The following is a 22,819-nucleotide window of genomic DNA, read 5'->3' on the forward strand; positions in this document are numbered from 1 at the left end:
GGCTCCTGTCATCGGAGTTCATCGAGGGCTGCTTCGAAAATGCTCAGCGCTTGGGCGACATGGGGCAATTTCAAGGGCTCCACCGCAGTGAGGGACTCGATCTGCTGCTCCGGGGTTGCTCCGAGCAGGGGGCCGGTGCTCAGCCGTACCCGCAGGGCGCCCAGTTCGTCGCCGAAGCGGTGTCCGCCGGGGGCGGGGTCACCGAGGCGCCCGGTCAGGTACTCCTCCAGTTCCATGGAGTCCGTGACGCCCCTGGCCGCCAGGCGGCCGCGCAGCGGGCCGAGGTCGGCGTAGAGGTGGCGGCCCGCCTGCGGGGGTCTGGCCAGGGCACCAGCGCTGAGGACCGCGCGGTGCGCGGCGGAAGCCACGTGCGCCTGCAGGGCCGCCGCCCGCCGGATCCGGTCCCGGACGGCCTCGGGCTCACCGAGTGCGTGGGCGGCTGCCCTGGCGACCGGTTCCGCGACGAGGGCTCCGAGCGCGGTGAGGATGTCGAGGACCCGGGCTCGGCGTGCGGCCGCGCGGGCGGTGTCGGGGAACCGAGCGACGGCCACCGGCCAGGCCGACGGGGTGAGTGCTCCCGCCAGGTCACTGACGACGGTCACGTCGTCGGGGCACATCTCGGCGGGGCTGAGCAGGACCGTGTCGTGGGGACGGTGCAGGGTGTCGCGCCAGGTCTCGTCGCTGACGACGTGGAGACCTTCGGCGGCTGCCGCCTCGCAGACCTCGCGGACGAGCTCCGGCGGGGCGAGGGTGGCGGTCGGATCGTCGGCCACGGAGATCAGGAGGAGCCGGGGCCGGCCTCCCTCTGCGCGCACCCTCCGCACGGTCTCCAGCAGGGCGTAGGGGTCGGGGATTCCGCCGCATTCGGCCGGCGTCGGCACGTGGTAGGCGGGGCGGCCCAGCAGCCGCGCCTGGGGCATCCAGCCGGCCGGGCACGGCCGGGGCATGAGGACGTCGCCGCCGTGCGCGGCGATCAGCGCGAGCAGGAGGGGCTGGGGGCCGGGCGCGGCCACCACGGCCTCGGCGTCGCCGTGCAGGCCCCGGCGGCCCCAGTAGCCGCGTGCGGCCTCGCGCAGAATCGTTCCGCCGCCGGGTGGCTCGGGCAGGGTGCGGGCGGCCGATGCGGCGAGGACCCCGGCGAGGTCGGGCAGAACGGGAAGGCCGGGGTCGGGTGCGGGCGGCCCGTATCTGACCGGACCCCGGTCTCCCCCGAGGGGGTGGGGCTGCATCCGCTCGCTCCGAGCCATCCCGGGGCCTCCTCCGCCTGCGTCGCCCTCTGGGCCCTTTATACGGAGGTTCTCCGGGTCGCGCCCGCGCACCGGGGCCGGACAGCGGCGGTGAGACGCGCCCGTGGCGCACCGGGCGCCCCACCGGCCACGCGCGCCCCGCTCACCCGGTGTTCCCGGCAGCGCTCACCCGGCGAACGGCGTTCCCGGCAGCCCCTGCCCCGCGTCCGGGAGCACGAGCAGGGAGCCGGACAGCGGGTGGGGCGCGTCCAGGCCCGTGCGGGCGGTGGAGATGTACAGGTCACGCAGGCCGGGCCCGCCGAACGCGCAGGCCGTGGGCCGCCGGACCGGCAGTTCCACGACCCGGTCCAGCCTGCCGTCGGGCAGGTACCGGCGGACGGCGGCGCCGTCCCAGAAGGCCACCCACACGCAGCCCTCGGCGTCCACGGTCAGCCCGTCGGGCCACCCCGATCCGGATTCGACGACGGCGAACGGGCGCCGGCCGGTGACGCGCTCACCGTCCACGTCGAAGACGTCGATGCGCCGCGTCGGTGTGTCGATGTAGTACATGAGCCGGCCGTCCGGACTCCATCCGGTGCCGTTGCTGACCGTCACGGCGTCCAGGACACCCGTCACGGACCCGTCGGGCGCTATGCGCGCCAGGTTGCCGCCCCCCTCCGTCTCGTCGTAGCGCATGCTGCCCGCCCAGAGCGCGCCGTCCGGCGCCACGGCGGCGTCGTTGCCGCGCCGTCCGGGGACGGGGGCATGGACCAGCCACGAGAAGGCGCCCCGGTCGTCGTACAGGCCGATGCCGTCGCGCAGGACGGTCACGAGGCCCCCGCCGGCCCGGGGCTTCGCCGCACCGACGTGCTGTCCGGTGGCCATGACCGTGCGCCGGCCGGTCGAGGGGTGGTAGGTGTGGACCCGGGCCGAGAGTATGTCGACCCAGATCAGCCGCTCGGCCGCGGCATCCCAGGTCGGCCCCTCACCGAGCTCGGCGCATGCGCGCACGGCGACCTCCGGACGGGGTGTCACGCCTGCCCCCCGTGGTGGCCGAGCCGGCCGGACAGCGCGTCGGCGCCGCCCGCCGCGAGCCGTGCGAGCTCCGCCTCGCGCTCCTCGCTCCAGCGGATCATCGGTACGGAGATGGAGAGCGCGGCGACGACGCGTCCGGACCGGTCACGCACCGGCGCGGCGACGCAGCTGACGTCGGGGTTCGACTCGCGGTGCTCGACGGCGATGCCCCGTCGGCGCACCGCCGCGAGCGCCTCCCGCAGTTCCGCGGCGTCGGTGAGGCTGTTGTCGGTCATGGCGACCAGCTCGCGTCCGTCGAGTCGCGCGTCGAGCTCGGCCTCCGGCAGGGCGGCGAGCAGCAGCTTGCCGACGGAGGTGCAGTGGGCGGGCAGCTTGCGGCCCGCGGCCGAGACCATGCGGACGGCGTGGGTGGAGTCCACCTTCGCGATGTAGATGACCTCGGTGCCCTCCAGGATCGCCACGTGGACCGTCTCGCCGCAGGTCTCGGCGACCTCGCGGGCCACCTGCTGCCCCTCGGCCGCGAGGTCGAGCTGCTCGGCATACCGGCTGCCGAGCTGGTAGGTGCGCACGCCGAGCCGGTAGCGGCCGGGCTGTTCGGGCACGGCCACCAGGTAGGAACGTGCCGCCAGCGTGGTGAGCAGTTCGTGGACCGTGGTCCGCGGCAGCTGGAGCTTGCGGGTGACCTCGGGTGCGGAGAGAGTTCCCTCACCCTGGAGGAAGAGCTCGAGGACATCCAGAGCCCTGGATACCGCGGGGACGAGTCGCCCCATGATCGCCCGCCAATCTTGTTCGACACTCCGGTCAATGACCGGAATTACGAACGCAGGCTAGCCGCACGGAACTTGCCAGGGCAACGCTTTCCACGAGACGGAGCGGGCGCAGCGGGGACAGAACGGCCTATCAGGCATGATCCACCCGAATTCGACGCAGAGCCATGTGCGCGCCTCCTGGTTCACGGCCCGGTCGCAGGGTATTCGCTGTCCCATGTCGACATCGAGCAGCTTCTCCCCGCCCGGCGGCTGGCGGACCTGGTTCCACCAGCGCGACCTCGCCGCGTTCCAGCGCGTGGCCGACCGGCACTGGCCGGGCGCCGACCCCCTGCTGCCGCGCCTCAGCCGCGGCGCCAACCACGGCCTGCTGTGGTTCGGGGCCGCGGCCGGCATGGCGGCGCTGGGCGGCAGCGCCCGGTCCCGCAGGGCGGCGCTGCGCGGGGTCGCCTCGCTGGCCGTCGCCTCGGCCGCCATCAACACCGTGGGCAAGGGGGCCGTCCGCAGGGAACGCCCGATAGTGGATCTCGTCCCGGTCATGAGGCAGCTGAAGCGGCAGCCGTACACCACGTCCTTCCCGTCCGGACATGCGGCGTCCGCCGCGGCCTTCGCGACCGGGGTGGCGCTCGAGTCCAAGGGCTGGGGCGCCGCCGTCGCCCCGGTGGCGGCGGCCGTGGCCGCCTCCCGCGTCTACACGGGGGTCCATTATCCGAGCGACGTGGTAGCCGGTGCCTTGCTGGGCGTGGGGGCCGCATTCGCGCTGCGGGGGGTCGTACCCACCCGCGGACAGCTGCCCGCACCCGGCAGACCGCCGGCCGAGGCGCCGGCCCTCCCGGCCGGGCAGGACCTGGTGGTCGTCGTGAACCGGGAGTCCGGCTCGGCGACCGCTGCGGCGGCCGTGATCCGCGACGCCCTGCCGCTCGCGGCGACGGTCGAGTGCGCGCCGGCGGACCTGCCGGGGTGCCTGGAGAAGGCCGCGGAACAGGGCAAGGCCCTGGGAGTGTGCGGGGGTGACGGCACGGTCAACATGGCGGCGGCCGTCGCCACGACCCACGGCGTGCCCCTGGCCGTGTTCCCGGGCGGGACCCTGAACCACTTCGCCTACGACCTCGGCATCGAGACGGTGCAGGACACTGTCGCGGCGCTCACCGCCGGTGACGCGGTCCGGGTGGACGTGGGCCGCTTCCGGCCGGGCCCTCAGGGACCGGGCGGGTCTCCCGGGTACTTCCTCAACGCCTTCAGCCTGGGCGTCTATCCCGAGCTCGTCCGGACCCGGGAGCACTGGTCGCCACGGATCGGCGGCTGGCCCGCGGGCGTCCTGGCGGCCTTCGAGGCGCTGCGCGGCTCGCGCCCGCTGACCGCCGAATTCCAGGGGAAGCGGCGGCCGCTGTGGCTGCTCTTCGTCGGCAACGGACTGTTCCAGCGAGTGGGCCCCAACCCCGGCCGCCGGCACAACCTGGCGGACGGCCTGCTCGACGTACGCGTCGTGCACGGCGGCCGTACGCCCGGGCTCCGGTTGCTCGCGGCGGCGTTCGCCGGGCCCCTGTCCCGTTCACCCGTGCACGCGGCCGTACGCCGCCGCAGGGTGCGGCTCTCGGGTCTCACACCGGGCACCCCGTACGCGTTCGACGGTGAAGTCGCCCATTCCGATACGGAGTTGATGATCGACAAGCTGCCCGAGGCGCTCACCGTGTACTGCCCGATGCCGGTGTGACCGTATCGCATGGTGATACGCATGTCTCAAGATGCGACACCACGGCGTACGGTGCCACCGTCGCCAGTGAACGATGTCCGAGAGAGGACGTACGGCCATGCCCGAGGAGAGCGCCGTCTACACCCACGGTCACCACGAGTCCGTGCTGCGCTCGCACCGGTGGCGGACCGCCGCGAACTCGGCGGCGTACCTGATCGGTGAGCTCCGACCCGGCATGGCCGTCCTGGACGTGGGCTGCGGGCCCGGCACCATCACCGCGGATCTCGCCGAGCTGGTGGCACCGGGCCGGGTCACCGCCGTCGACACGAGCCTGGAGGTCCTGGAGGGGGCGGCGCGGGTCGCGGTCGAACGACGGCTGGAGAACGTCCGGTTCGCCGCCGCCGACGTCCATGCCCTCGACTTCCCCGACGACTCCTTCGACGTGGTCCACGCGCATCAGGTCCTTCAGCACGTGGGTGACCCGGTGCAGGCGCTGCGCGAGATGCGGCGGGTCTGCCGCCCGGGCGGCGTCGTGGCGGCCCGCGACAGCGACTACGCGGCCATGACCTGGTACCCGGAGGTTCCCGGGATGCCGGAATGGCTGGACCTCTACGGACGGGTGGCACGCGCCAACGGCGGTGAGCCCGACGCGGGGCGCCGGCTGCTCTCCTGGGCCCGCCGGGCCGGCTTCACCGACATCACCCCGACGGCCGCCGCCTGGTGCTTCGCCACCCCGGAGAACCGCGCCTGGTGGAGCGGACTGTGGGCCGACCGTACGACGGCGTCGCGCTACGGGGAGCTGGCGGTGGACGGCGGGCACGCGAGCCCGGAACAGCTGACCGCAGTCGCGCGGGCCTGGCGCGCCTGGGGCGAGGAGCCGGACGGGTGGTTCATGGTGCCGCACGGCGAGATTCTCTGCCGGGCGTGATCGCGGGCGTGATCGCGGGCGTGGCTCCGGGCGCGCACCCGCCCGGGCCCGGCGGACGGGAACAGCGGGCCGTACGGACGGGAACAGGGGCTACCCGCCGAACCGATCACACACCGCGAGCCGGGCAACTACCCTCGTGGGCATGGAGATCCTGGGAACCACGCTGCGTATCTGCGTCGACGACCTGGAGGCCTCGGTGGCCTTCTACGAGGGCCTGACCAGCACCCCGGCCCTGCGCTTCGAGCGCGGCGGGGTCTCGGTGGCCGCGATCGGCTGCTTCCTGCTCATGAGCGGCCCGGAGTCCGAACTGGAGGTGCTGCGCAAGGTCTCGGCGACGATCGCGGTCAAGGACGTCGACGAGGCCCACGCGGCACTGAACCGGGTGGGCGCGAGGGTCATCGCCGGACCGGTGCCCACTCCGGCCGGACGCAATCTGATCGCACTGCATCCGGACGGCTCGGTCTTCGAGTACGTCGACCGGAACGTGACCGCCTGACAGGGCCTCCGGACCGCATGGGCCCCCGCGCCGCCCCGCCTCGGAGCCTGTCGGGTGGCGGGGCGTCCCCGGCCGTCGGGGCCGGCCTCGGCGCGGGCGGGCGGACTCACGAGATGTGGGCCGGAGGTCCGCGGCGTACGATCGGCGGAGACTTCGCCCACCGTCCCCGTCCGTCCCGATGTCCGAGCGCGGAGGCGTCCATGGCCATGCGCCAGCATGTGATCCACCACCCGCCCTCGGCCCTGTGGGCGGTCCTGGAGCAACCCGGCCTGTACAGCGCCTGGGTTGTGGGCACGCAGGACTCCCGTCTGCTGGAAGGGCGGTGGCCGGACGTCGGCTCGTCCATCGAGTACACCCTGCGACTCGGCCCGAAGGACTTCCGGGGCCGGACGACCGTGCGCCGCCTGGAGCGCCCGGGCGCCCTCGAACTGGAGGCGCACAGCGGCCCGCTGGGCACGGCGCGGATCGCCTTCGACATCCGCCCCTGGGGCGACGAGACGCTCGTGATCCTGAACGAGCACCCCTTGCAGGGTCTCGGCGGCATCCTGCACAACGTCGTCGTCGACGCCGCACTCCAGATCCGGCACCGGGCGATGCTGGCCCGGCTGGGCGACGTGGTCGACGCCCGCGCGAAGGGCCTCGACGGGCCCCGGTGACGACGCTGCCCGGAACCGGGCCCCGGGCCCGGCGTCAGCCCCGTGTCCTGGCCGCGCACTCCGTCACGGCGGTGCGCAGGCTGCCCGAGCGAGCCAGCAGGTCACGCTGGATCCGCGCCCCTGTCCCCCGCGTCTCCACGTCCCGCAGCGCCTTCTCCGCCGGCCCGAGGTCGCCGCTCTCCTCCAGCGCGTCGCTCACATGGGCGAGCAGGGCGCGTGCCACATCGGCCGCCGGAGCGGGGCACATGGTGCGGGGGTCGAGCAGCTGTCCGTCCATGCCGGAGCGGCCGGCCTGCCATGCGGCCATGCGGAGCGTGCTCACGGCCACCGGGTCCGGCTCCGTCCCCGTCCGCCAGTCGCGTGCGGCCGTCTCGACGAGACCGCGCGCGAGGGTGGCCAGCAGCACGGTGTCGGCGGGGTCCAGGCACACATCGGCGACCCGGATCTCCACCGTGGGGTAGCGGTACGAAAGCCGGGCGTCGAAGTAGATCATCCCCTCGTCGCGCAGCACCCCGGTGGCGACCAGGGCGCGCACTCTGTCGTGATAGGCGTCGGCGGATCCGAACACCTCCACCGGTCCGGCGGACGGCCAGCGCCCCCACACCCTGCTCCGGTAGCTGTCGTAGGAGGTGTCCCTGCCCTGCCAGAAAGGGGAGTTCGCGCTCAGGGCGAGCAGGACCGGGAGCCAGGGACGCATCCGGTCGAGTACGGCGACGCCCTCCTCGTCGGAGTCCACCGACACGTGCACGTGGCAGCCGCCCGTCAGCTGTTCCTGCGCCGTCAGGCCGAACCGCTCCGCCAGCCACCGGTAGCGCTCGTCCTCCCCGATGGACGGGCTCACCGGGAGCGGCGAGGTGGCCAGGGCCGCCACACCGGCGCCCGCGTGCGCGGCGCTGCGCGCCGCCTCGGCCCGCGAGCGGCGTATCTCCTCGGCGATGTCCGTCATCGTGGCGCACGGCCGGGTGGCGAACTCCAGTTGCTGGTCGTGGAGCTCGGACTCGAAGGCCGACTCCCCCTCGGCCCGCCGTTCGGCCAGGGCCAGCACGGCCGTCGACAGTGCCTGCGGCTCGCCGCTCTCCGCGTCCACGAGCAGCAGCTCTTCCTCGACACCGACAGTCCGCACCTTCGCACCCCTTTTTTTGCCGCCTGCTCCCCGTTCACACCGGCGGGTACCCCGGGGGGTCCCTTTCAAGTGTGCGCTTTCGGGGTGCGCGGCCGGAGGCGTCGTTCCGGCCGGGTTCTCCGGCCCGTCGGTGCGGGAAGCGTCTACCGGCGGGCCCTCCTGCGGAAGAAGTAGGCCCCGCAGAGCAGTCCGGCGACGAAGACGCCGAGCAGCGCCGCCCAGAGCGGCATCGTGACCTCGGGGATGATCACACGGATGGTGACCTCGTCCGTGTTCACGCAGATGAAGACGAGAGCCAGCACCGCGAGGAGGGTGACGGCGATCCGCGCGGGCGTGAAGGCCCCGGTGCCTCTGGATACGTCCTTGGGGCTCATGCGCGGCCCTTTCGCTGGGTCATGGGGTTCCGGGGCCGGGAGCGGCGGTCCCCGGCCCCCAGGATGCATCCACCGCCGGTCCGGTGGGCGGTGGAGCGGGCCGTACGGGTGAGGAGGGTCAGCCGACGACGGGGAGCTCCAGGACCCCGGTGTCCTGGGGGGCGCTGACGACGGTGACGGGCTTGACGCCCCGGTTGCCGAAGTACGCGTCATCGCTCGCGGCGATCACGAACCGCAGCCGGTGCCCGGTGTCGTACCGGTGCACGATGCCCGGCAGCTCGACGGTGAAGGGGCGGGTGACGTCCGGGACGCGTACGGGCGCGACCAGGCGGTTGACGAGTTTCTGGGTCCCGTCCGGTGCCACGTCGTAGACCTTCGTGAACAGCACGAGCCTGTCGGCGGCGTCACCGCTTCCCTGGGCCCGCTGCGCCTTCGGTGAGACGACCTTCAGCGTGGCCCTCGGGGCGCCGACCACGTCGAGCGGGGCGGTCAGGGGTGCGCCGGTCCAGTCGAGGTAGGTGCCCTTGATGTCGTACGGTGCCCGGTCGGGCAGGCCGATGAGGCCGGCCAGGGAGCTCTCGGAGTGGCTGCTCGGCAGGAGCCAGTTGGTGTACGTGCGGCTCCCCCGGACGACGTCCGTGCGGCTGTCCACGAGGGCGCCGTCACCGGAGAGGTACATCGTGCGGGAGGTGCCGGGCACGGCCGCCGCGGTGCCGTAACCGGAGTCCCAGTCACGGTAGTAGGCGAACTCGGGTCCCGTGGCGGTGGAGTCGTCGTGCCGGAGGTAGCGGTCGAACCAGGCGAGGATCCGCTGTCCGACGTAACTGGTCTCCAGGTTGCCGGTGGCGAGGTCGAGTTCGCCGGGCACCGATCCGCCGCTGTGGCCCCAGGCCTGCCAGATCATCTTCGTCGTCGTGCCCCGCGCCTTCAGGGCGCGGTAGGTGGCGGTGGCCTCGTTGAGGTTGAACAGACTGTCGGCCTGGCCCTGCACGAGCAGGGTCGGCGCTGTGACGCCGGACAGGTAGGAGACGGGTGAGACGCTCCGCGCGTACGTCAGCATGTCCCGGGTCGCGGCGTCCGGGTAGCGGCCGGAGTTCAGGAGGCGGATGGTCCGGCACGCCTGCGCGGCGAAGTGCAGGCAGGCGGGACTGCCGAACCGGGACGGGTCGAGGCTCGGCACCAGCAGTGGCTGCCCCTCGCCCATGAGGTAGAAGCCGTTGGTCCACTGCCACTTGAACACACCGGGCGTGCCGGAGGAGACACCCCCGTCCGCCCCGGCCGCGTTGGGGGCGAGCGAGTACGCCAGGTCGTTCCAGGTGATCAGCGGGACGAGCGCGTCCACGCGGCCGTCGGCGGAGGCGGTGGCGAGTTGGACCGCTCCGCCGTACGAGCCCCCGATCATGCCGACCACGGGGTCGCCCGGCGCGTCCGTGGTGACGTAGTCGGCCCTGGTCCCGTCGTCGGCGGCCCGCGTCCCGGCGAGGAAGTCGACGAGGCCGGAGGCGGCCCTGCCGTCGATCGCGGGATCGTCCAGCGTGATGAGGCAGCCCGACTTGCCGAAGCCCAGGCCGGAGTAGACGAGACCGACGTAGCCGCGTTCGGCGAAGGCCCTGCCGATGGCGTCGGTCGAGCCGTCGGACTTGCTGCCGCCGAAGCCGTTGGTGGCGAGAACGGCCGGAGCCGGGTGCTGCGCGTCGACACCGGCGGGCCGGTAGAGGTCGGCGTCCACGGTGCACGTGCGGCCGCCCGCACGCACGGTGAACTCCAGTGGGGTGACGGTGTACCGGTCCGCCGCCGACGCCTCGGGGGCGGACGTCAGGGCGAGGGGGGCGAGCAGTGCCACCCCGGCGAGCAAGGTGAGCGGACGGCGGAATCTGGACACGGCACGCGACACATGGACCTCCACACCGAGGACACCTTACCGACTGGTAAGTACCGGGCCCGGCCCATGCTGTGACACGGCTCATACCGATGTCAACGCACTGGAGCGGGGTTTCGCAGGATGATTCCGCCGGCGCGCGGCGGAACCGGCACGGGGCCCGCCACGGACCGACGCCGGGACGGGCAACGACTGACGCGGCCTCAGATCAGCGCCGGAACCTGCACCGTGAGCGTGCAACGGCCGCCGTCGGCGGGTGCGTCGAGCACGGCGGGCACGCCGAGCGGGACGGTCAGCGCGGTGGGGCCGTGGCCGAAGCCCAACTCCTCGACCACCGGCACACCGAGCCCGCCGAGCCGGTCGGCGAGTACCGCCCGCACCTGCTCGTACGGCCCGCAGTCCTGCCACGATCCGCAGGCCACACCCGATATCCCGTCCAGCGCACCGATGCGCAGCAGCCGCGTCAGGATGCCGTCGAGGCGGTACGCGTCCTCGGTGATGTCCTCGATCATGAGCAGGCCGCCGCGGGCGGACGTCCGGGCTCCCGGGGTGCCCGCGTCGGCGGCGAGCAGGCTCACGCAGCCGCCGTAGGTGACGCCGCGGGCGCTGCCGGGAACCAGCGCGGCCGCCCCGTCCAGCCCCAGGGTGCGCACCGTGTCGGGTTCGAACAGCGTGGACCGCAGGCCGGCCTGGGTGGCCTCGTCCTTCAGGAACACCTCGGTGGCGACCATCGGGCCGTGCAAGGTCGAGAATCCGGCCCGGAGTGCGAACGCCTCGTGCAGGACGGTGATGTCGCTGTAGCCGACGAAGGCCTTGGGCCCGGCGGCCCGGATCGCCGGCCAGTCCAGGAGATCGACCATGCGGTGGGCGCCGTACCCTCCCCGCGCGCACAGCACGGCATCGACGGACGGGTCGCACCACGCCTCCTGGAGGTCGCGTGCACGGTTCTCGTCCGTACCCGCGAGGTGGCCCAGCTCCGGGTGCGTGTCGCGCACGTGGGGGGCCACCACCGGGTCGAGGTCCCAGCCCCGCAGCAGGTCGAGGCCGCGCTCCAGACGGTCGGCGGGCACGGGCCCGCTGGGTGCGACGACGGCGACCCGGGCTCCGGGCCTCAGCCGCGCCGGACGGACGAGCGGTTCCAGGGTCACGGCTTCAGCTCCAGCAGCGGCACGTCGGGCAGGTCGATGCCGAACGTCTGCGCGTAGAGGGAGAGTTCTGCCTCCAGTGCGCGCCGCACGGTGTCGGCGCGCCGGAAGCCGTGGCTCTCCCCCTCGAAGGCGAGGTAGGCATGGGGCACCCCGCGGCCCTCGATCGCCGCGAGGAAGCGGTCGCACTGGGCGGGCGGGCAGATCGGGTCGTCGAGCCCCTGGAGCAGCACGAACGGGGCGGTGAGACCGTCGACGCGGTTGACGGGTGAACGCTCGCGGTAGCGCTCCGGCACCTCGGCGTACGGGCCGACGAGCGATTCGAGGTACCGGGACTCGAAGTCGTGCGTCTCGCCGGTCGCCCACCCCTCCAGGTCGAGGATCGGGTAGCTGATGGCCCCGCAGGCGTAGACATCCGTCCGGGTGAGGGACGCGGCGGCCGTCCATCCTCCGGCGCTGCCGCCCCGGATGGCGAGCCGGTCACGGTCCGCCGAGCCCTCCTCGGCCAGGCCCAGCGCGACGGCGGCGCAGTCCTCGACGTCGACCACGCCCCACTGCCCGCGGAGCCGTTCGCGGTAGGCGCGGCCGTATCCGGTCGAGCCCCCGTAGTTGACCTCGGCGACACCGAAGCCCCGGGAGGTGAAGTAGGCGATCTCCAGGTCGAGCACCAGTGGGGAGCGGCCGGTGGGCCCGCCGTGCGCCCAGATCACGAACGGCGGCGGCGCACCCTCGGGCCCGGTGCGGTCGGGGTGGCGCGGCGGGTACACGTGTGCGTGGATCTCGCGCCCGCCCGGCCCCATGAAGGTGCGGATCACGGGCTCGGGGCAGTAGGCGGGGTCGACCGCGTCCTGATGGGCCGAGCCGATGGTCCGGGTGTGGCCGGTGGCGGTGTCCAGCTCGACCACCTCGTACGACGTGTGGGGGCTCGCGGCGATCCCGATGACCCGGGTGTCCTGCACGGCGAGTGTCTCGGCCCAGGCGGTCCAGGGCCCCACCGCGTCGACCAGTTCACGGGTCTCGGGATCGAGGACTCCGAGGGCGGTGGTGCCCCGGCCGTGGATGACGGCGATCAGGCCGTTGTCCAGCAGCCGGAACCAGCGCAGGCCGATCCTCCACAACGGCCCGCCGAACTCCTCGTCGTGCACGGCGCAGAGCCGGGTGCTGGGCACGACGCCGCCGGCCGCGGCGTCCGGCCTGATGCGCTGGAGCTCCCACCAGCCCCCGAGGTCCGAGACGAAGACCAGCGAGCCGTCCCGGTCCCACTCCACCTGGACGACCGACTCGTCCGTGTCCCCGACGAGGGGGCGCGCCCCGGTGAACGCGCCCTCCGGTGTGACCTCGGCGAACATCACGACGGTGCCGTCCCACGGCATCTCCGGGTGGTCCCAGGCGATCCAGGCGACGCGCCGGCCGTCGTGCGACAGCCTGGGCCCCGTGACGAAGCGGTGCCGGCCGTCGCTGAGTTCACGTACCGCGGCACGGTCGTCCGCCGCCGATCCGTCGAGCGGCACCGCGGCGATCACCCGGCGTACGTCGGTGGGCGCGTCGCCGGTGAACTCCTCCAGCACGCACCACACCTCACCGCGGTCGAGGTGCACCTCCGGGTCCACCCAGCGCAGCCCCTCGCCGGTGCCGGACACGGGGGTGAGCGGCCGCGGCCCGCCCTGTCCGTCCGGCTCGTAGGCGTACAGCCGCTGGTCTGCGTGGTGGACGAACACGACCAGGGGCCCGCCCTCGTCGCGTGCCGTGCCGGCCCACGGGGTGCCGCCGTACTCGATCACGCGGCTGCGCGGGTTCCACGGTGCGGGGAGCACGGACTCGGTGCCGCCGTCGGCCCGGCGGCGCACGAGCGCCCGGCGGCCGTCCTCGGCCGGGCGCGGTTCCGTCCACCAGATCTCGTCGCCGACGGTGCCGACGAACTCGGGCTTGCCGTCGTGCGAGGCGGCGAGTGCCGCGTCGACCGGTGACGGCCACGTGCCGTACGCCGCTGTGGTCACCATGTGGATTCCCCCCGTAGTCGGTCAGGCGTTGCGCAGGAAGTGGTCCAGGACCCGGACGCCGAAGTGCAGGGCGTCGACGGGGACGCGCTCGTCGACCCCGTGGAACAGCGCCTGGTAGTCGAAGCCGACGGGCAGCTTCAGCGGTGAGAAGCCGTAGCCGGTGATGCCGAGCCGGAAGAACTGCTTGGCGTCCGTGCCGCCCGACATGCAGAACGGGACGACGTGGGCGTCCGGGTCGAACAGTTCCAGCGCGGCCCGCATCCCGGCGTAGGTCGGTGAGTCGACCGGCGCCTGCAGGGCGACCTCCTCGTGGTCGAACTCCCACGTCACACCGGGCCCGGTCAGGCGGTCGAGGGTCTCGCGGAACTCGTCCTCACCACCGGGTACCATGCGCCCGTCGATGTGGGCGGTGGCGTGTCCGGGGATCACGTTGACCTTGTAACCGGCTTCCAGCATGGTCGGGTTGCTGCTGTTGCGTATGGTCGGCTCGATCAGCGCGGCGGCCGGGCCGAGCTTGCCCAGGAGTTCGTCCACGTCGAAGCCGGGTGCGTCGGGGTCGACGCGGATGTGGTGCAGTGCGGCGATCTCGACGAGTGCCGCGCGTACGGTCGGTGTCAGCCGCACCGGCCACTCGTGCTCGCCGATGCGCGCGACGGCGGCCGCGAGGGCGCTGACGGCGTTGGACCTGTTGACCTTGGAACCGTGGCCGGCCTTGCCCTCCGCGGTCAGCTTCAGCCAGCCCGTCCCGCGCTCGCCGGCCCCCACGGGGTAGAGCGCCAGGCCGGGGCCCGCGTGGAAGGTGAACGCGCCGGACTCGCTGATGCCCTCGGTGCAGCCTTCGAAGAGTTCGGCGTGCCGGTCCGCGAGGAACCCGGCCCCGTCGTTCGCGCTGGCCTCCTCGTCGGCCGTGTAGGCGATGACGATGTCACGGCGCGGGCGGACGCCGGCGCGGGCCCAGGCCCGGACGACGGAGAGGACCATCGCGTCCATGTTCTTCATGTCGACGGCGCCGCGTCCCCACACGACACCGTCGCGCACCTCACCGGAGAAGGGGTGGACCGTCCAGTCCGCGGCCTCGGCGGGCACCACGTCGAGGTGTCCGTGCACGAGCAGGGCGTCGGCCGACGGATCGGTGCCCTCGATCCGGGCGACCACGTTCGTCCGGCCCGGTGTGCGCTCCAGGAGGGCGGGTTCCAGGCCCGCGTCGGCCAGCCGTTCGGCGACGTACTCGGCGGCAGGACGTTCCCGGCAGGTGCCGTCCCCGCGGTTGGTGGTGTCGATCCGGATCAGTTCGGAGGTGAACCTCACCGATTCGTCGAGCGCCCGCTCGTCGACCGGTCCGTCCGGGTTGCCCGTCTCAGCCATACTGTTCCTCCACGGCGGCCGACACGATCGTCGTCACCGCCTTGAACGTGCGAATTCCTTCGTACATCGTCCCGCTGGTATAGGCGACGCGCCGCTCGCCGCTCGGCGCCACGCCGGGGACCACGGTCGCGGCCGCCGCCAGATGTGCGGCGTCGAACTCCAGCTCCACCGTGCGGGGACCGCCCGTCACCGGGGCGTGGCGGACCGCGATCGAGGTTGCGCCTGCTGCCGCCGCACGGATGTCGGCGGCGGTGCGGGCCGGGGTGCGGCACACGGCCGCGTACCGCGAGACGTGGTCCTTCACCGCGACCTTGCGGGCGTCCGGGGCGTAGAGGCCGGCGTCCTCGCAGGTCAGGTCGTCCCCGGTGACCAGGACGACCGGTACGCCGTACTCGGCGGCGACATGCGCGTTGAGCAGTCCCTCGCTCGCGCGGACGCCGTCCAGCCAGACCCCGGTGATGGAGTTGGCCAGGTAGGTGTGGGCGAGCACGCCCTCCGCGCCGGCGCCCGTGTGGTAGCCGACGAAGGCGACCGCGTCGACGTCCCCGTGCTGGATGCCCTCGACCATCGAGAGGGACTTGTGTCTGCCGGTGATCATCCGGACGCGCTCGTCGAGCTGTTCCAGGAGCAGGTTGCGCATGGTCCAGTGCGCCTCGTTGACGAGCACCTCGTCGGCGCCGCCGTCGAAGAAGCCGAGAGCCGCCGCGTTCACGTCGGAGGTGAACATCGACCGGCACCGCTCCCACTGCGGTGTCCCGGGCAGCACATCGGCCGGCCAGGTCACTCCGGTGGCGCCCTCCATGTCGGCGCTGACGAGGATCTTCACGGTGCGCGGTCCTGTCGCTGGTCGGTCGGTCCCCCGCCCGTCTCCGGGAAGAGGATCTTCGTGCCGCATCACGGTACGCGCCGCAGCAGCACCGGACCAGAGCCTCCGTGATCTGTCACTGGTCCAGTCCGGTGACAGTCGTCCGGCCGGCGGGCGCCGGACCCGTGACAGCCGTCCGCCTCCGCGCGGTGCACGGCGGCGGACGGCTCCTGGATCACGGGCGGGAGGTGCTCTTGAGGAGCTGCTCGATACGGGCGAGCTCGTCGTCGCCGAACTCCAGGTCGCGGAGGGCCTCGACGCTGTTCTCCAGCTGGGCGACGCTGCTGGCGCCGACGACGGCGGAGGTGACCCGGCCGCCGCGCAGCACCCAGGCCAGTGCCATCTGGGCCAGGGACTGGCCGCGCTCACGCGCCACCTCGTTCAGCTCGCCGAGCCGGGCGACCAGGTCCGGGGTGACGGCCTCGGCCGAGAGGAAGGGGCTGGTGCCCGCCGCGCGCGAACCCTCGGGGATGCCGCGCAGGTAGCGGTCGGACAGGATGCCCTGCTCCAGCGGCGAGTAGGCGATGGAACCGGTTCCCAGCTCGTCCAGGGCGTCCAGCAGCCCGTCCTCCACCCAGCGGTCCAGCATCGAGTAGCGCGGCTGGTGGATCAGGAGAGGGGTGCCGAGCTCGCCGAGGATGCGGGCGGCCTCGCGGGTCTGCTCGGCCGAGTAGTTGGAGACGCCGGCGTACAGCGCCTTGCCCTGGCGGACCGCGGTGTCGAGGGCACCCATCGTCTCCTCGAGCGGCGTGTCGGGGTCGAAGCGGTGCGAGTAGTAGATGTCGACGTAGTCGAGGCCGAGCCGGGTGAGGCTCTGGTCGAGCGAGGCGCGCAGGTTCTTGCGGGAGCCCCACTCCCCGTACGGCCCCTCCCACATGTGGTAGCCCGCCTTGGTCGAGACGACGATCTCGTCCCGCAGGCCCGCGAAGTCCGTCTTCAGGGCGCGGCCCATGGCGATCTCGGCCGAACCGGGCGGGGGGCCGTAGTTGTTCGCGAGGTCGAAGTGGGTGATGCCCAGGTCGAAGGCCCTGCGCAGGATCGCGGCCTGGCTCTCGGGCGTGCGGTCGCCTCCGAAGTTGTGCCAGAGGCCGAGCGAGAGCGCCGGCAGCAGCAGGCCGCTGCGCCCGGTGCGCCGGTAGGGCATGGAGGAGTAGCGGTCGGCGGACGGAAGGTACATGCGGGAACTCCACGGGACATGGCGTCGGCGCGCCAGGTCTGGTGCGCGTGCTCCAGCCTTGCGCAGAATGATCCAGCGGTCCAACAGGAGATTCCGCTGGGATTCATCGATTACATTGCTCAATCATGGAACTGCGTCAGCTGGAGCACTTCGTCGCCGTGGCGGAGGAGCAGCACTTCACCCGCGCGGCCGAGCGACTGGCCGTCTCCCAGTCCGGACTGTCCGCGTCAGTACGGGCCCTGGAGCAGGAACTGAGGGCGCCCCTGTTCAGCCGTACGACGCGCTCGGTCCGGCTGACCGAGGCCGGGCAGGCACTCCTCGTCGAGGCGGAGCGCACACTGGCGGGCGCGCGGGCCGCGCGGGACGCCGTCGACGCCGTACGGGGGCTGCTGCGCGGCACGCTCACGCTCGGGGTGGAGCAGTGCGTGGCCGGGGTGAGCCCCGCACGGCTGCTGGCGGCCTTCCGCCGGGAGCACCCGCACATGGAGATCCGGCTCCGGCAGGAGGGCACGTCGAGCCTGCTGGAGGGGGTCGCGGGCGGCAGGCTGGACCTGGCGTTCGCCGCGACGGTCAGCCCGCCGGAGTGGCGGGGCGATCTCGTGCCGCTGGCGCGGGAGCCGATGATCGTCCTGTGCGCCCCCGGGCACCGGCTGGCCGCGAAGGGGACGCCGCCGGTCGCCTGGAGCGCCCTGGACGGCGAGTCGTTCATCGACTTCCACCCGGACTGGGGGCCGAGGCGGGCAGCGGACGAGGCCTTCGCCGCCGCGGGGGTGCGCCGCACGGTGGCGCTGGAGGTCAGCGATGTGCACAGCCTGCTGGAGCTGGTGCACCAGGGCCTGGGGATCGCCGTCGTGCCGCACCACTTCTCCCGTAAGCCGGAGGCGCGGGGCCTGGTCACGGTGGAGGTCGACGGCACGCAGCCGGCGGTGTACCGCAGCGTGGTGGTGCTCCCGCCCGCCGGGACCATGAGCCCGGGGGCGCGGGCCCTGATGGCGCTGGTCCGCGAAGCGCCGGTGCGCTGACGGGAGCCGGCCCCGCCCCCGCCGTCCCCTCGCCCTGCCGGGCGCGTGGTCCGGGGCGGGAACGGATGGTGTGCGGGACCGGCGGGGCGCACAGGCCGGCCGGGCGCCGCCTGCCGGGTCCCGTGTTCAGTCCTCGTGCCCCAGCTGCAGATCGCGCTCCGTACGTCCGCCGCCCGGGAGTTGCAGCACGGTGGCCACCGGCGGGTAGCCGGCGGCGATCACGGTGTACTCGCCGGTGGACAGGTCCACGAAGCGGAACGCCCCGTCCGCGCCGGTGGTGAGCGTGCCGGCCACGTTGCCCGCCGCGTCGAGCAGCGTGACCCGTGCGTCCTCGACGGCCCTGCCACCGGGGGCCCGCACGATGCCGCGCAGCACGGCGCCGCCCGCCAGTTCGATGTCCTGGCGGGTCTCCCTGGCCGCCTGGACGCTCACCGGGAGCGCTGCGGGCCGGAAGGCCGGGGCACTGGCGGCCAGGGTGTACTCACCGGCCACAAGCTCGCTGATGACATAGGCGCCCTCCCGCCCGGTGCGGGTGGTCGCGACGACTTCGCCGCGTACGTCGGTGAGGGTGACCGCCGCGTCGCGGACCGGGGCACCGTCGGGGGTGAGCACGGCACCGGCGAGCCGTCCGGCGCCTCCGAGCACCACGTCGAGGTCCACCGGCCGCTCGCCCACCGTGACGCTGACGGCCTGCGGCTGGTGCCCGCCCGCCGCGGCGATGAGCACGTACGACCCGGCGCCCGGTGCGGCCAGCGCGTACCGCCCGTCGTCGTCGCTCGCGCCCCGGCCGACCTGCTGCCCCTGCACGTCGATGAGCGTGAGCGCGGCGCGCCCCACCTTCGTGCCGTCGGAGTGCTGGACGCTCCCGCGGACCGGGATCCCCGGCAGTGCGCCGGCGGGAGGCGGGCCGGGGTCGGTGCGGGCCGCCGGGATCGCGGAATGCGTCGTCGAGGGGTCCGCGGCTTGGGGGGTGTGGTGGGACACCAGCGGTTTCTCCTTGAGGAAGAAGGCGAGGAACAGGCCGAGCAGGAGCACCGGCACGAGGTACAGGAAGATGCGGGGCATCGCGTCGGCGTAGGCCCGGATGTACGCGTCGCGCAGCGCGGGTTCCATGGCGTGGACCAACTGCGGGGTGATGGACTCCGCGTCGGGGAGGCCGACTCCGTCGGGCAGCCGCACGGCCAGCGCGTCGGCGAGCCGCCCCGCGAAGAGGGTCCCGAAGATCGCCGCCCCCACGCTGCCGCCGATCTGGCGGAAGTAGTTGTTGGCGCTGGTGGCGCTGCCGAGGTCGCTGGGGCGCACGGAGTTCTGCACGGCGAGCACGAGCACCGGCATCACCAGTCCGATGCCGATGCCGAGCACGGCCTGCCAGATGCCGTACTCGGTCGCGGACGTCCCGGTCTCGAGCCGGGACAGCAGCCACATGCCCACGGCCGAGACGGCGCTGCCGAGCAGCGGGAAGATCCGGTAGCGGCCGGTCCTGGAGATCAGCTGGCCGGAGACGATGGAGGCGCCCACGATGCCGCCCATCATGGGGAGCATGAGCAGACCGGACTCGGTGGCGCTCGCACCCTCGACCATCTGCAGGTAGGTCGGCAGGTAGCTGGCGGCGCCGAAGAGGGCGACCCCGACGACCGCGCCCACCAGTGCCGTGACGTTGAAGACCGAGTCACGGAACAGCCGCAGGGGGATGACGGGTTCGGCCGCGCGGTGCTCGACGGCGACGAAGAGCAGCGCCGATCCGACGGCCCCGGCGGCGAGCCCGAGGACGGTGCGCGAGCCCCAGGCGTACTCGGTGCCGCCCCAGCTGGTGAGCAGCACCAGACAGGTCGATCCGGCGGCGAGCAGAGTTGCGCCGAGGACGTCGAGCCGGGGGCGTACGGACGGCTTGGGGAGCTTCAGGACGAGGGCGATGACGGCGAGGGTGACCAGGCCGAACGGCACGTTGATGTAGAAGCACCAGCGCCAGGAGGTGTGGTCGGTGAAGAAGCCCCCGAGGAGGGGTCCCGCGACGGACGCGAGGCCGAAGACCGCCCCGATGAGCCCCATGTAGCGCCCGCGTTCACGGGGCGGGACGATGTCGGCGATGATCGCCTGGACGCCGATCATGAGACCGCCGCCGCCGATGCCCTGGACGGCCCGGAAGGCGATGAGTTCGTCCATCGTGCGGGACCAGCCGGCGAGGGCGGAGCCGATGACGAAGACGACGATCGCGAACTGGAAGACACCCTTGCGCCCGAAGAGGTCCCCGAGCTTCCCGTAGATCGGCAGGCCGATCGTGGAGGCGAGCAGATAGGCGGTGACCGCCCAGGACATCTTGTCCAGGCCGTGCAGTTCACCGACGATCTTCGGCAGGGCCGTGGCGACGATCATCTGGTCGAGCGCGGCGAGCAGCAGGGTGAGCATCAGCCCGAGGAAGACCATGCGGATCCTGCGGGGACTGATCTCACCGGCCGTCAGGGTGCTCCCGCCGGACGGCGGCGGAGGGGACGGGGGTTCTGTCGCCGCGCCGTGCGGTACGGACTCCGTCACGGTGCCGGGCGGCCCGCACTCGGTGCCTCCCGGCTCGTCCTTCACCAGAGTGATCCCACCCACCACGTGACGCTCCCCTCGTCGCAGCTGCGCCGACCATTTGTCGCATCAGGCAGCAAGGCGGGGCAAACGCGACCGGGCGCACTCACGGCGCACGTTGAGAGCTTATGCGCCGGTGGGAGGCGCTACGGCGCACCACCGGCCTCCCCGGAAAACCACTCGTTCCGGTGAGGCCGGTGCGACGCCAACAGCAGGAGGAGCAGGCCTACTTCTCGACCTCGGCGGCGAGGTTCTGCAGCACCTCGCCGTAGATCCGGCCGAGCCCCTTGGGCGCGAAGGTCCTCTCGAAGAATCCGCCGATGCCGCCGGCACCGTCCCACACGGTCGACACGACGGCCTTGGCGCTGCCCTCACCGGCCGGGGTCACCGTCCAGGTGGTCACCATCGAGGAGTTGCGGTCCTTCTCGACCAGCTGTCCGTCGGTGGGCTCGGTGACCTCGAGCAGGCAGTCGCGGACCCGCTTGCTCGTCGCCTGAAGCTTCCAGTGGACGAGCGTGCCCTCGCCGTCCCCGCCCTCGCGCACCTCGTACTCACTGAAGTGCCCGGTCAGCACCTTGCCCCGGACCTCCTTGTAGTCGGCGAGCGCGTCGAACACCGTCTCTGCGTCCGCCGCGATGATCCGCTCTGTGGTGGCCTCGACCTGCGCCATGCCTGTTCCTCCAGCACTCGGGTGTTCGGGGTGCTGATGAGCCAACCACCTCGGGTACGACCGCTCAAAATCGGGCCCCGGGAGGGAGCGGGTGTGCATGGGCGGGAAACGCGCGAAGTCCGCGCCGTCCGGGCCGGGTTCGTACGCCGCCGGGCCCCCGGACGCGATCACCCGGGGCACGGGAGGGCGACAGGCGGCAAGGAGGGCCTGCGCGGGGGCCGTTCAGGGGCGCCGTGCCGCGAGGACGCAGAACTCGTTCCCCTCCGGGTCGGCGAGCACGACCCAGCTCTCGTCACCCTGTCCCACGTCGGAGCGCCGGGCGCCCAGGCCGATCAGGCGGACCACCTCCTCGCCCTGCTCCCTGTCGGCCGGACTGACGTCGAGATGGAGCCTGTTCTTGACGGTCTTGCCCTCGGGCACGCGCGCGAAGGTGAGCGTCGGCGGCACCGGGCCGGGGCGCTCTTCGCCTCCGGGCGCCGCCGGCGGCCCGATGGTGACGAGTCCCTCACCCGTGTCGCGCACCTCGTAACCCAGGACCGCACACCAGAACCGGGCGAGCGCGCCGGGGTCTGCGCAGTCGATCCCCAGCTCGGTGAACCTGCTGGTCATTTCGGAACCTCCAGGTCGGGTGACGGGTCCGCCGGGGCCCACGCCGACGGTGGCGCCCGGCGTGGGGACGCACCACGCACGCGGGCCCGGTGTGCGACTGCCCACGTTCCGCCGCGCACGATCAAGGGAACATATGTTCTATTCTCGGCGCAGTACTACCGAGGAGGCGTCCATGCGCTGGGACAATCTGACAGAAAACACCACGGGACAGGGCAATGCCGCGCTCTTCGCTGCCGACGCGGTGACCACACGCACCTTCGACACACCCGAATTCCAGGGCATCACCTTCCACGAGATCCGGGCCCGTTCGATCGTGAACCAGGTGCCCGGCGCCTCCCGCATGCCGTTCGAATGGACCGTGAACCCCTACCGGGGCTGCTCCCACGCGTGCGTCTACTGCTTCGCCCGCAAGACGCACAGCTACCTCGACCTGGACACCGGCCTCGGCTTCGACTCCCAGATCGTCGTCAAAGTCAACGCGACCGAACTGCTGAACCGCCACCTCGCCTCGCACCGGTGGCGCGGCCAGCACATAGCGATGGGCACGAACGTAGACTGCTACCAGCGGGCCGAGGGCCGCTACCGGCTGATGCCCGGCATCATCGCGGCCCTGCGCGATCACGCGAACCCGTTCTCGATCCTCACCAAGGGCACGCTGATCCTGCGCGACCTCGACCTGCTGCGGCAGGCCGCCCAGGTCACCGAGGTCGGCGTCTCCGTCTCCGTCGGCTTCACCGACCGCGAGCTGTGGCGCACGGTCGAGCCGGGCACACCCGCCCCCGAGCGGCGCCTGGACGTCGTCCGCGCCCTGGCCGACATCGGGATCGGCTGCGGGGTGCTGATGGCACCGGTCATCCCGTTCCTCGGCGACCACCCCGACCAGCTGCGCGCCACGGTCCGGGCCGTGGCCGACGCCGGAGCGACGTCGGTGACCCCGCTCGTGCTGCATCTGCGCCCGGGGGCCCGCGAGTGGTTCATGCAGTGGCTGGCGCGCCACCACCCCCACCTGGTACCGCGCTACGAGCGGATGTACGCCGACGGGGCGTACGCCCCCACCTGGTACCAGCGGGGCATCACCCGGCGGGTGCACGAGCTGGCCGCCGAGTTCGGCATCGGGCCCGCAGACCGGGGAGGCGCCCGCCGGATCCCCCGGCCCGGCACCCCGGACGCGCCGGAGGCCCTCACGGACGGCCCCACCCAGCTGACCCTGCTCTGACC

At 73.0% G+C, this 22,819-nt stretch carries 20 protein-coding genes; 6 read left to right on the forward strand and 14 right to left on the reverse strand.

The window, feature by feature from the left end; genetic code table 11:
• Window positions 1–8 precede the first annotated feature (8 nt).
• The 3 genes from OG206_RS05180 to OG206_RS05190 all read right to left on the reverse strand — a co-directional run bounded on the left by OG206_RS05180 (window position 9) and on the right by OG206_RS05190 (window position 3,031).
• Entirely contained in the window at window positions 9–1,247 is a 1,239-nt protein-coding gene (locus tag OG206_RS05180) for an aminotransferase class I/II-fold pyridoxal phosphate-dependent enzyme (protein WP_327112675.1), read from the reverse strand.
• A 165-nt stretch (window positions 1,248–1,412) separates the two neighbouring features.
• Window positions 1,413–2,261 carry an SMP-30/gluconolactonase/LRE family protein gene (locus OG206_RS05185; protein WP_327112676.1) on the reverse strand — a complete coding sequence of 283 codons (849 nt, stop codon included), beginning with the start codon at window positions 2,259–2,261 and terminating at the stop codon, window positions 1,413–1,415.
• Complete coding sequence (locus OG206_RS05190) at window positions 2,258–3,031, reverse strand: IclR family transcriptional regulator (RefSeq protein WP_327112677.1); 774 nt, start codon at window positions 3,029–3,031, stop codon at window positions 2,258–2,260. The genes OG206_RS05185 and OG206_RS05190 overlap by 4 nt, the downstream gene beginning before the upstream one ends.
• Window positions 3,032–3,245: 214 nt before the next feature.
• Here OG206_RS05190 and OG206_RS05195 point away from each other — a divergent pair, with 214 nt between their 5' ends.
• From OG206_RS05195 to OG206_RS05210, 4 genes are all read left to right on the forward strand, one after another.
• Window positions 3,246–4,742, forward strand: coding sequence for a bifunctional phosphatase PAP2/diacylglycerol kinase family protein (locus OG206_RS05195; protein WP_327112678.1), 1,497 nt, complete (start codon window positions 3,246–3,248; stop codon window positions 4,740–4,742).
• A gap of 97 nt (window positions 4,743–4,839) precedes the next feature.
• Complete coding sequence (locus OG206_RS05200; protein WP_327112679.1) at window positions 4,840–5,649, forward strand: class I SAM-dependent methyltransferase; 810 nt, start codon at window positions 4,840–4,842, stop codon at window positions 5,647–5,649.
• 142 nt (window positions 5,650–5,791) lie between these two features.
• Window positions 5,792–6,145 carry a VOC family protein gene (locus tag OG206_RS05205; RefSeq protein WP_327112681.1) on the forward strand — a complete coding sequence of 118 codons (354 nt, stop codon included), beginning with the start codon at window positions 5,792–5,794 and terminating at the stop codon, window positions 6,143–6,145.
• 200 nt (window positions 6,146–6,345) lie between these two features.
• Entirely contained in the window at window positions 6,346–6,801 is a 456-nt protein-coding gene (locus OG206_RS05210) for an SRPBCC family protein (protein ID WP_327112683.1), read from the forward strand.
• Window positions 6,802–6,835: 34 nt separating this feature from the next.
• Here the strand turns inward: OG206_RS05210 and OG206_RS05215 are convergent, their stop codons facing one another.
• The 8 genes from OG206_RS05215 to OG206_RS05250 all read right to left on the reverse strand — a co-directional run bounded on the left by OG206_RS05215 (window position 6,836) and on the right by OG206_RS05250 (window position 16,729).
• Window positions 6,836–7,924, reverse strand: a complete 1,089-nt coding sequence (locus tag OG206_RS05215) for a glutamate--cysteine ligase 2 (RefSeq protein ID WP_327112685.1) — start codon at window positions 7,922–7,924, stop codon at window positions 6,836–6,838.
• 143 nt (window positions 7,925–8,067) lie between these two features.
• Window positions 8,068–8,298, reverse strand: coding sequence for a LapA family protein (locus OG206_RS05220; protein ID WP_327112687.1), 231 nt, complete (start codon window positions 8,296–8,298; stop codon window positions 8,068–8,070).
• 118 nt (window positions 8,299–8,416) lie between these two features.
• Window positions 8,417–10,204 (reverse strand): CocE/NonD family hydrolase, encoded by a 1,788-nt coding sequence (locus OG206_RS05225; protein WP_327112689.1) that lies wholly within the window; start codon window positions 10,202–10,204, stop codon window positions 8,417–8,419.
• A gap of 176 nt (window positions 10,205–10,380) precedes the next feature.
• Window positions 10,381–11,325: a S66 peptidase family protein gene (locus OG206_RS05230; protein WP_327112691.1), complete on the reverse strand. Its 945-nt coding sequence runs from the start codon at window positions 11,323–11,325 to the stop codon at window positions 10,381–10,383.
• Complete coding sequence (locus OG206_RS05235; protein WP_327112693.1) at window positions 11,322–13,322, reverse strand: S9 family peptidase; 2,001 nt, start codon at window positions 13,320–13,322, stop codon at window positions 11,322–11,324. Before OG206_RS05235 ends, OG206_RS05230 begins: the two co-directional genes overlap by 4 nt.
• Before the next feature lie 21 nt (window positions 13,323–13,343).
• Entirely contained in the window at window positions 13,344–14,687 is a 1,344-nt protein-coding gene (locus tag OG206_RS05240; RefSeq protein ID WP_327112695.1) for a M20/M25/M40 family metallo-hydrolase, read from the reverse strand.
• Window positions 14,680–15,513, reverse strand: a complete 834-nt coding sequence (locus tag OG206_RS05245; RefSeq protein ID WP_327112698.1) for a M55 family metallopeptidase — start codon at window positions 15,511–15,513, stop codon at window positions 14,680–14,682. The genes OG206_RS05240 and OG206_RS05245 overlap by 8 nt, the downstream gene beginning before the upstream one ends.
• A 214-nt stretch (window positions 15,514–15,727) precedes the next feature.
• Window positions 15,728–16,729, reverse strand: coding sequence for an aldo/keto reductase (locus tag OG206_RS05250; RefSeq protein WP_327112700.1), 1,002 nt, complete (start codon window positions 16,727–16,729; stop codon window positions 15,728–15,730).
• A 125-nt stretch (window positions 16,730–16,854) separates the two neighbouring features.
• Here OG206_RS05250 and OG206_RS05255 point away from each other — a divergent pair, with 125 nt between their 5' ends.
• The gene (locus OG206_RS05255) at window positions 16,855–17,751 is read left to right on the forward strand and encodes a LysR family transcriptional regulator (RefSeq protein ID WP_327112702.1); all 897 of its coding nucleotides are present in this window, start codon (window positions 16,855–16,857) and stop codon (window positions 17,749–17,751) included.
• A gap of 126 nt (window positions 17,752–17,877) precedes the next feature.
• Here the strand turns inward: OG206_RS05255 and OG206_RS05260 are convergent, their stop codons facing one another.
• The 3 genes from OG206_RS05260 to OG206_RS05270 all read right to left on the reverse strand — a co-directional run bounded on the left by OG206_RS05260 (window position 17,878) and on the right by OG206_RS05270 (window position 21,601).
• Window positions 17,878–20,349 carry an MFS transporter gene (locus tag OG206_RS05260; RefSeq protein WP_327112704.1) on the reverse strand — a complete coding sequence of 824 codons (2,472 nt, stop codon included), beginning with the start codon at window positions 20,347–20,349 and terminating at the stop codon, window positions 17,878–17,880.
• 199 nt (window positions 20,350–20,548) lie between these two features.
• Window positions 20,549–20,992, reverse strand: coding sequence for an SRPBCC family protein (locus OG206_RS05265; RefSeq protein WP_327112706.1), 444 nt, complete (start codon window positions 20,990–20,992; stop codon window positions 20,549–20,551).
• A gap of 222 nt (window positions 20,993–21,214) precedes the next feature.
• The gene (locus tag OG206_RS05270) at window positions 21,215–21,601 is read right to left on the reverse strand and encodes a VOC family protein (protein ID WP_327112708.1); all 387 of its coding nucleotides are present in this window, start codon (window positions 21,599–21,601) and stop codon (window positions 21,215–21,217) included.
• A gap of 172 nt (window positions 21,602–21,773) precedes the next feature.
• On the opposite strand from OG206_RS05270, the gene OG206_RS05275 reads away from it, so the two are divergent.
• Complete coding sequence (locus OG206_RS05275; RefSeq protein WP_327112710.1) at window positions 21,774–22,817, forward strand: Rv2578c family radical SAM protein; 1,044 nt, start codon at window positions 21,774–21,776, stop codon at window positions 22,815–22,817.
• The last annotated feature ends 2 nt before the right edge of the window (window positions 22,818–22,819 follow it).

This window comes from Streptomyces sp. NBC_01341 (assembly GCF_035946055.1).
GTDB lineage: Bacteria > Actinomycetota > Actinomycetes > Streptomycetales > Streptomycetaceae > Streptomyces.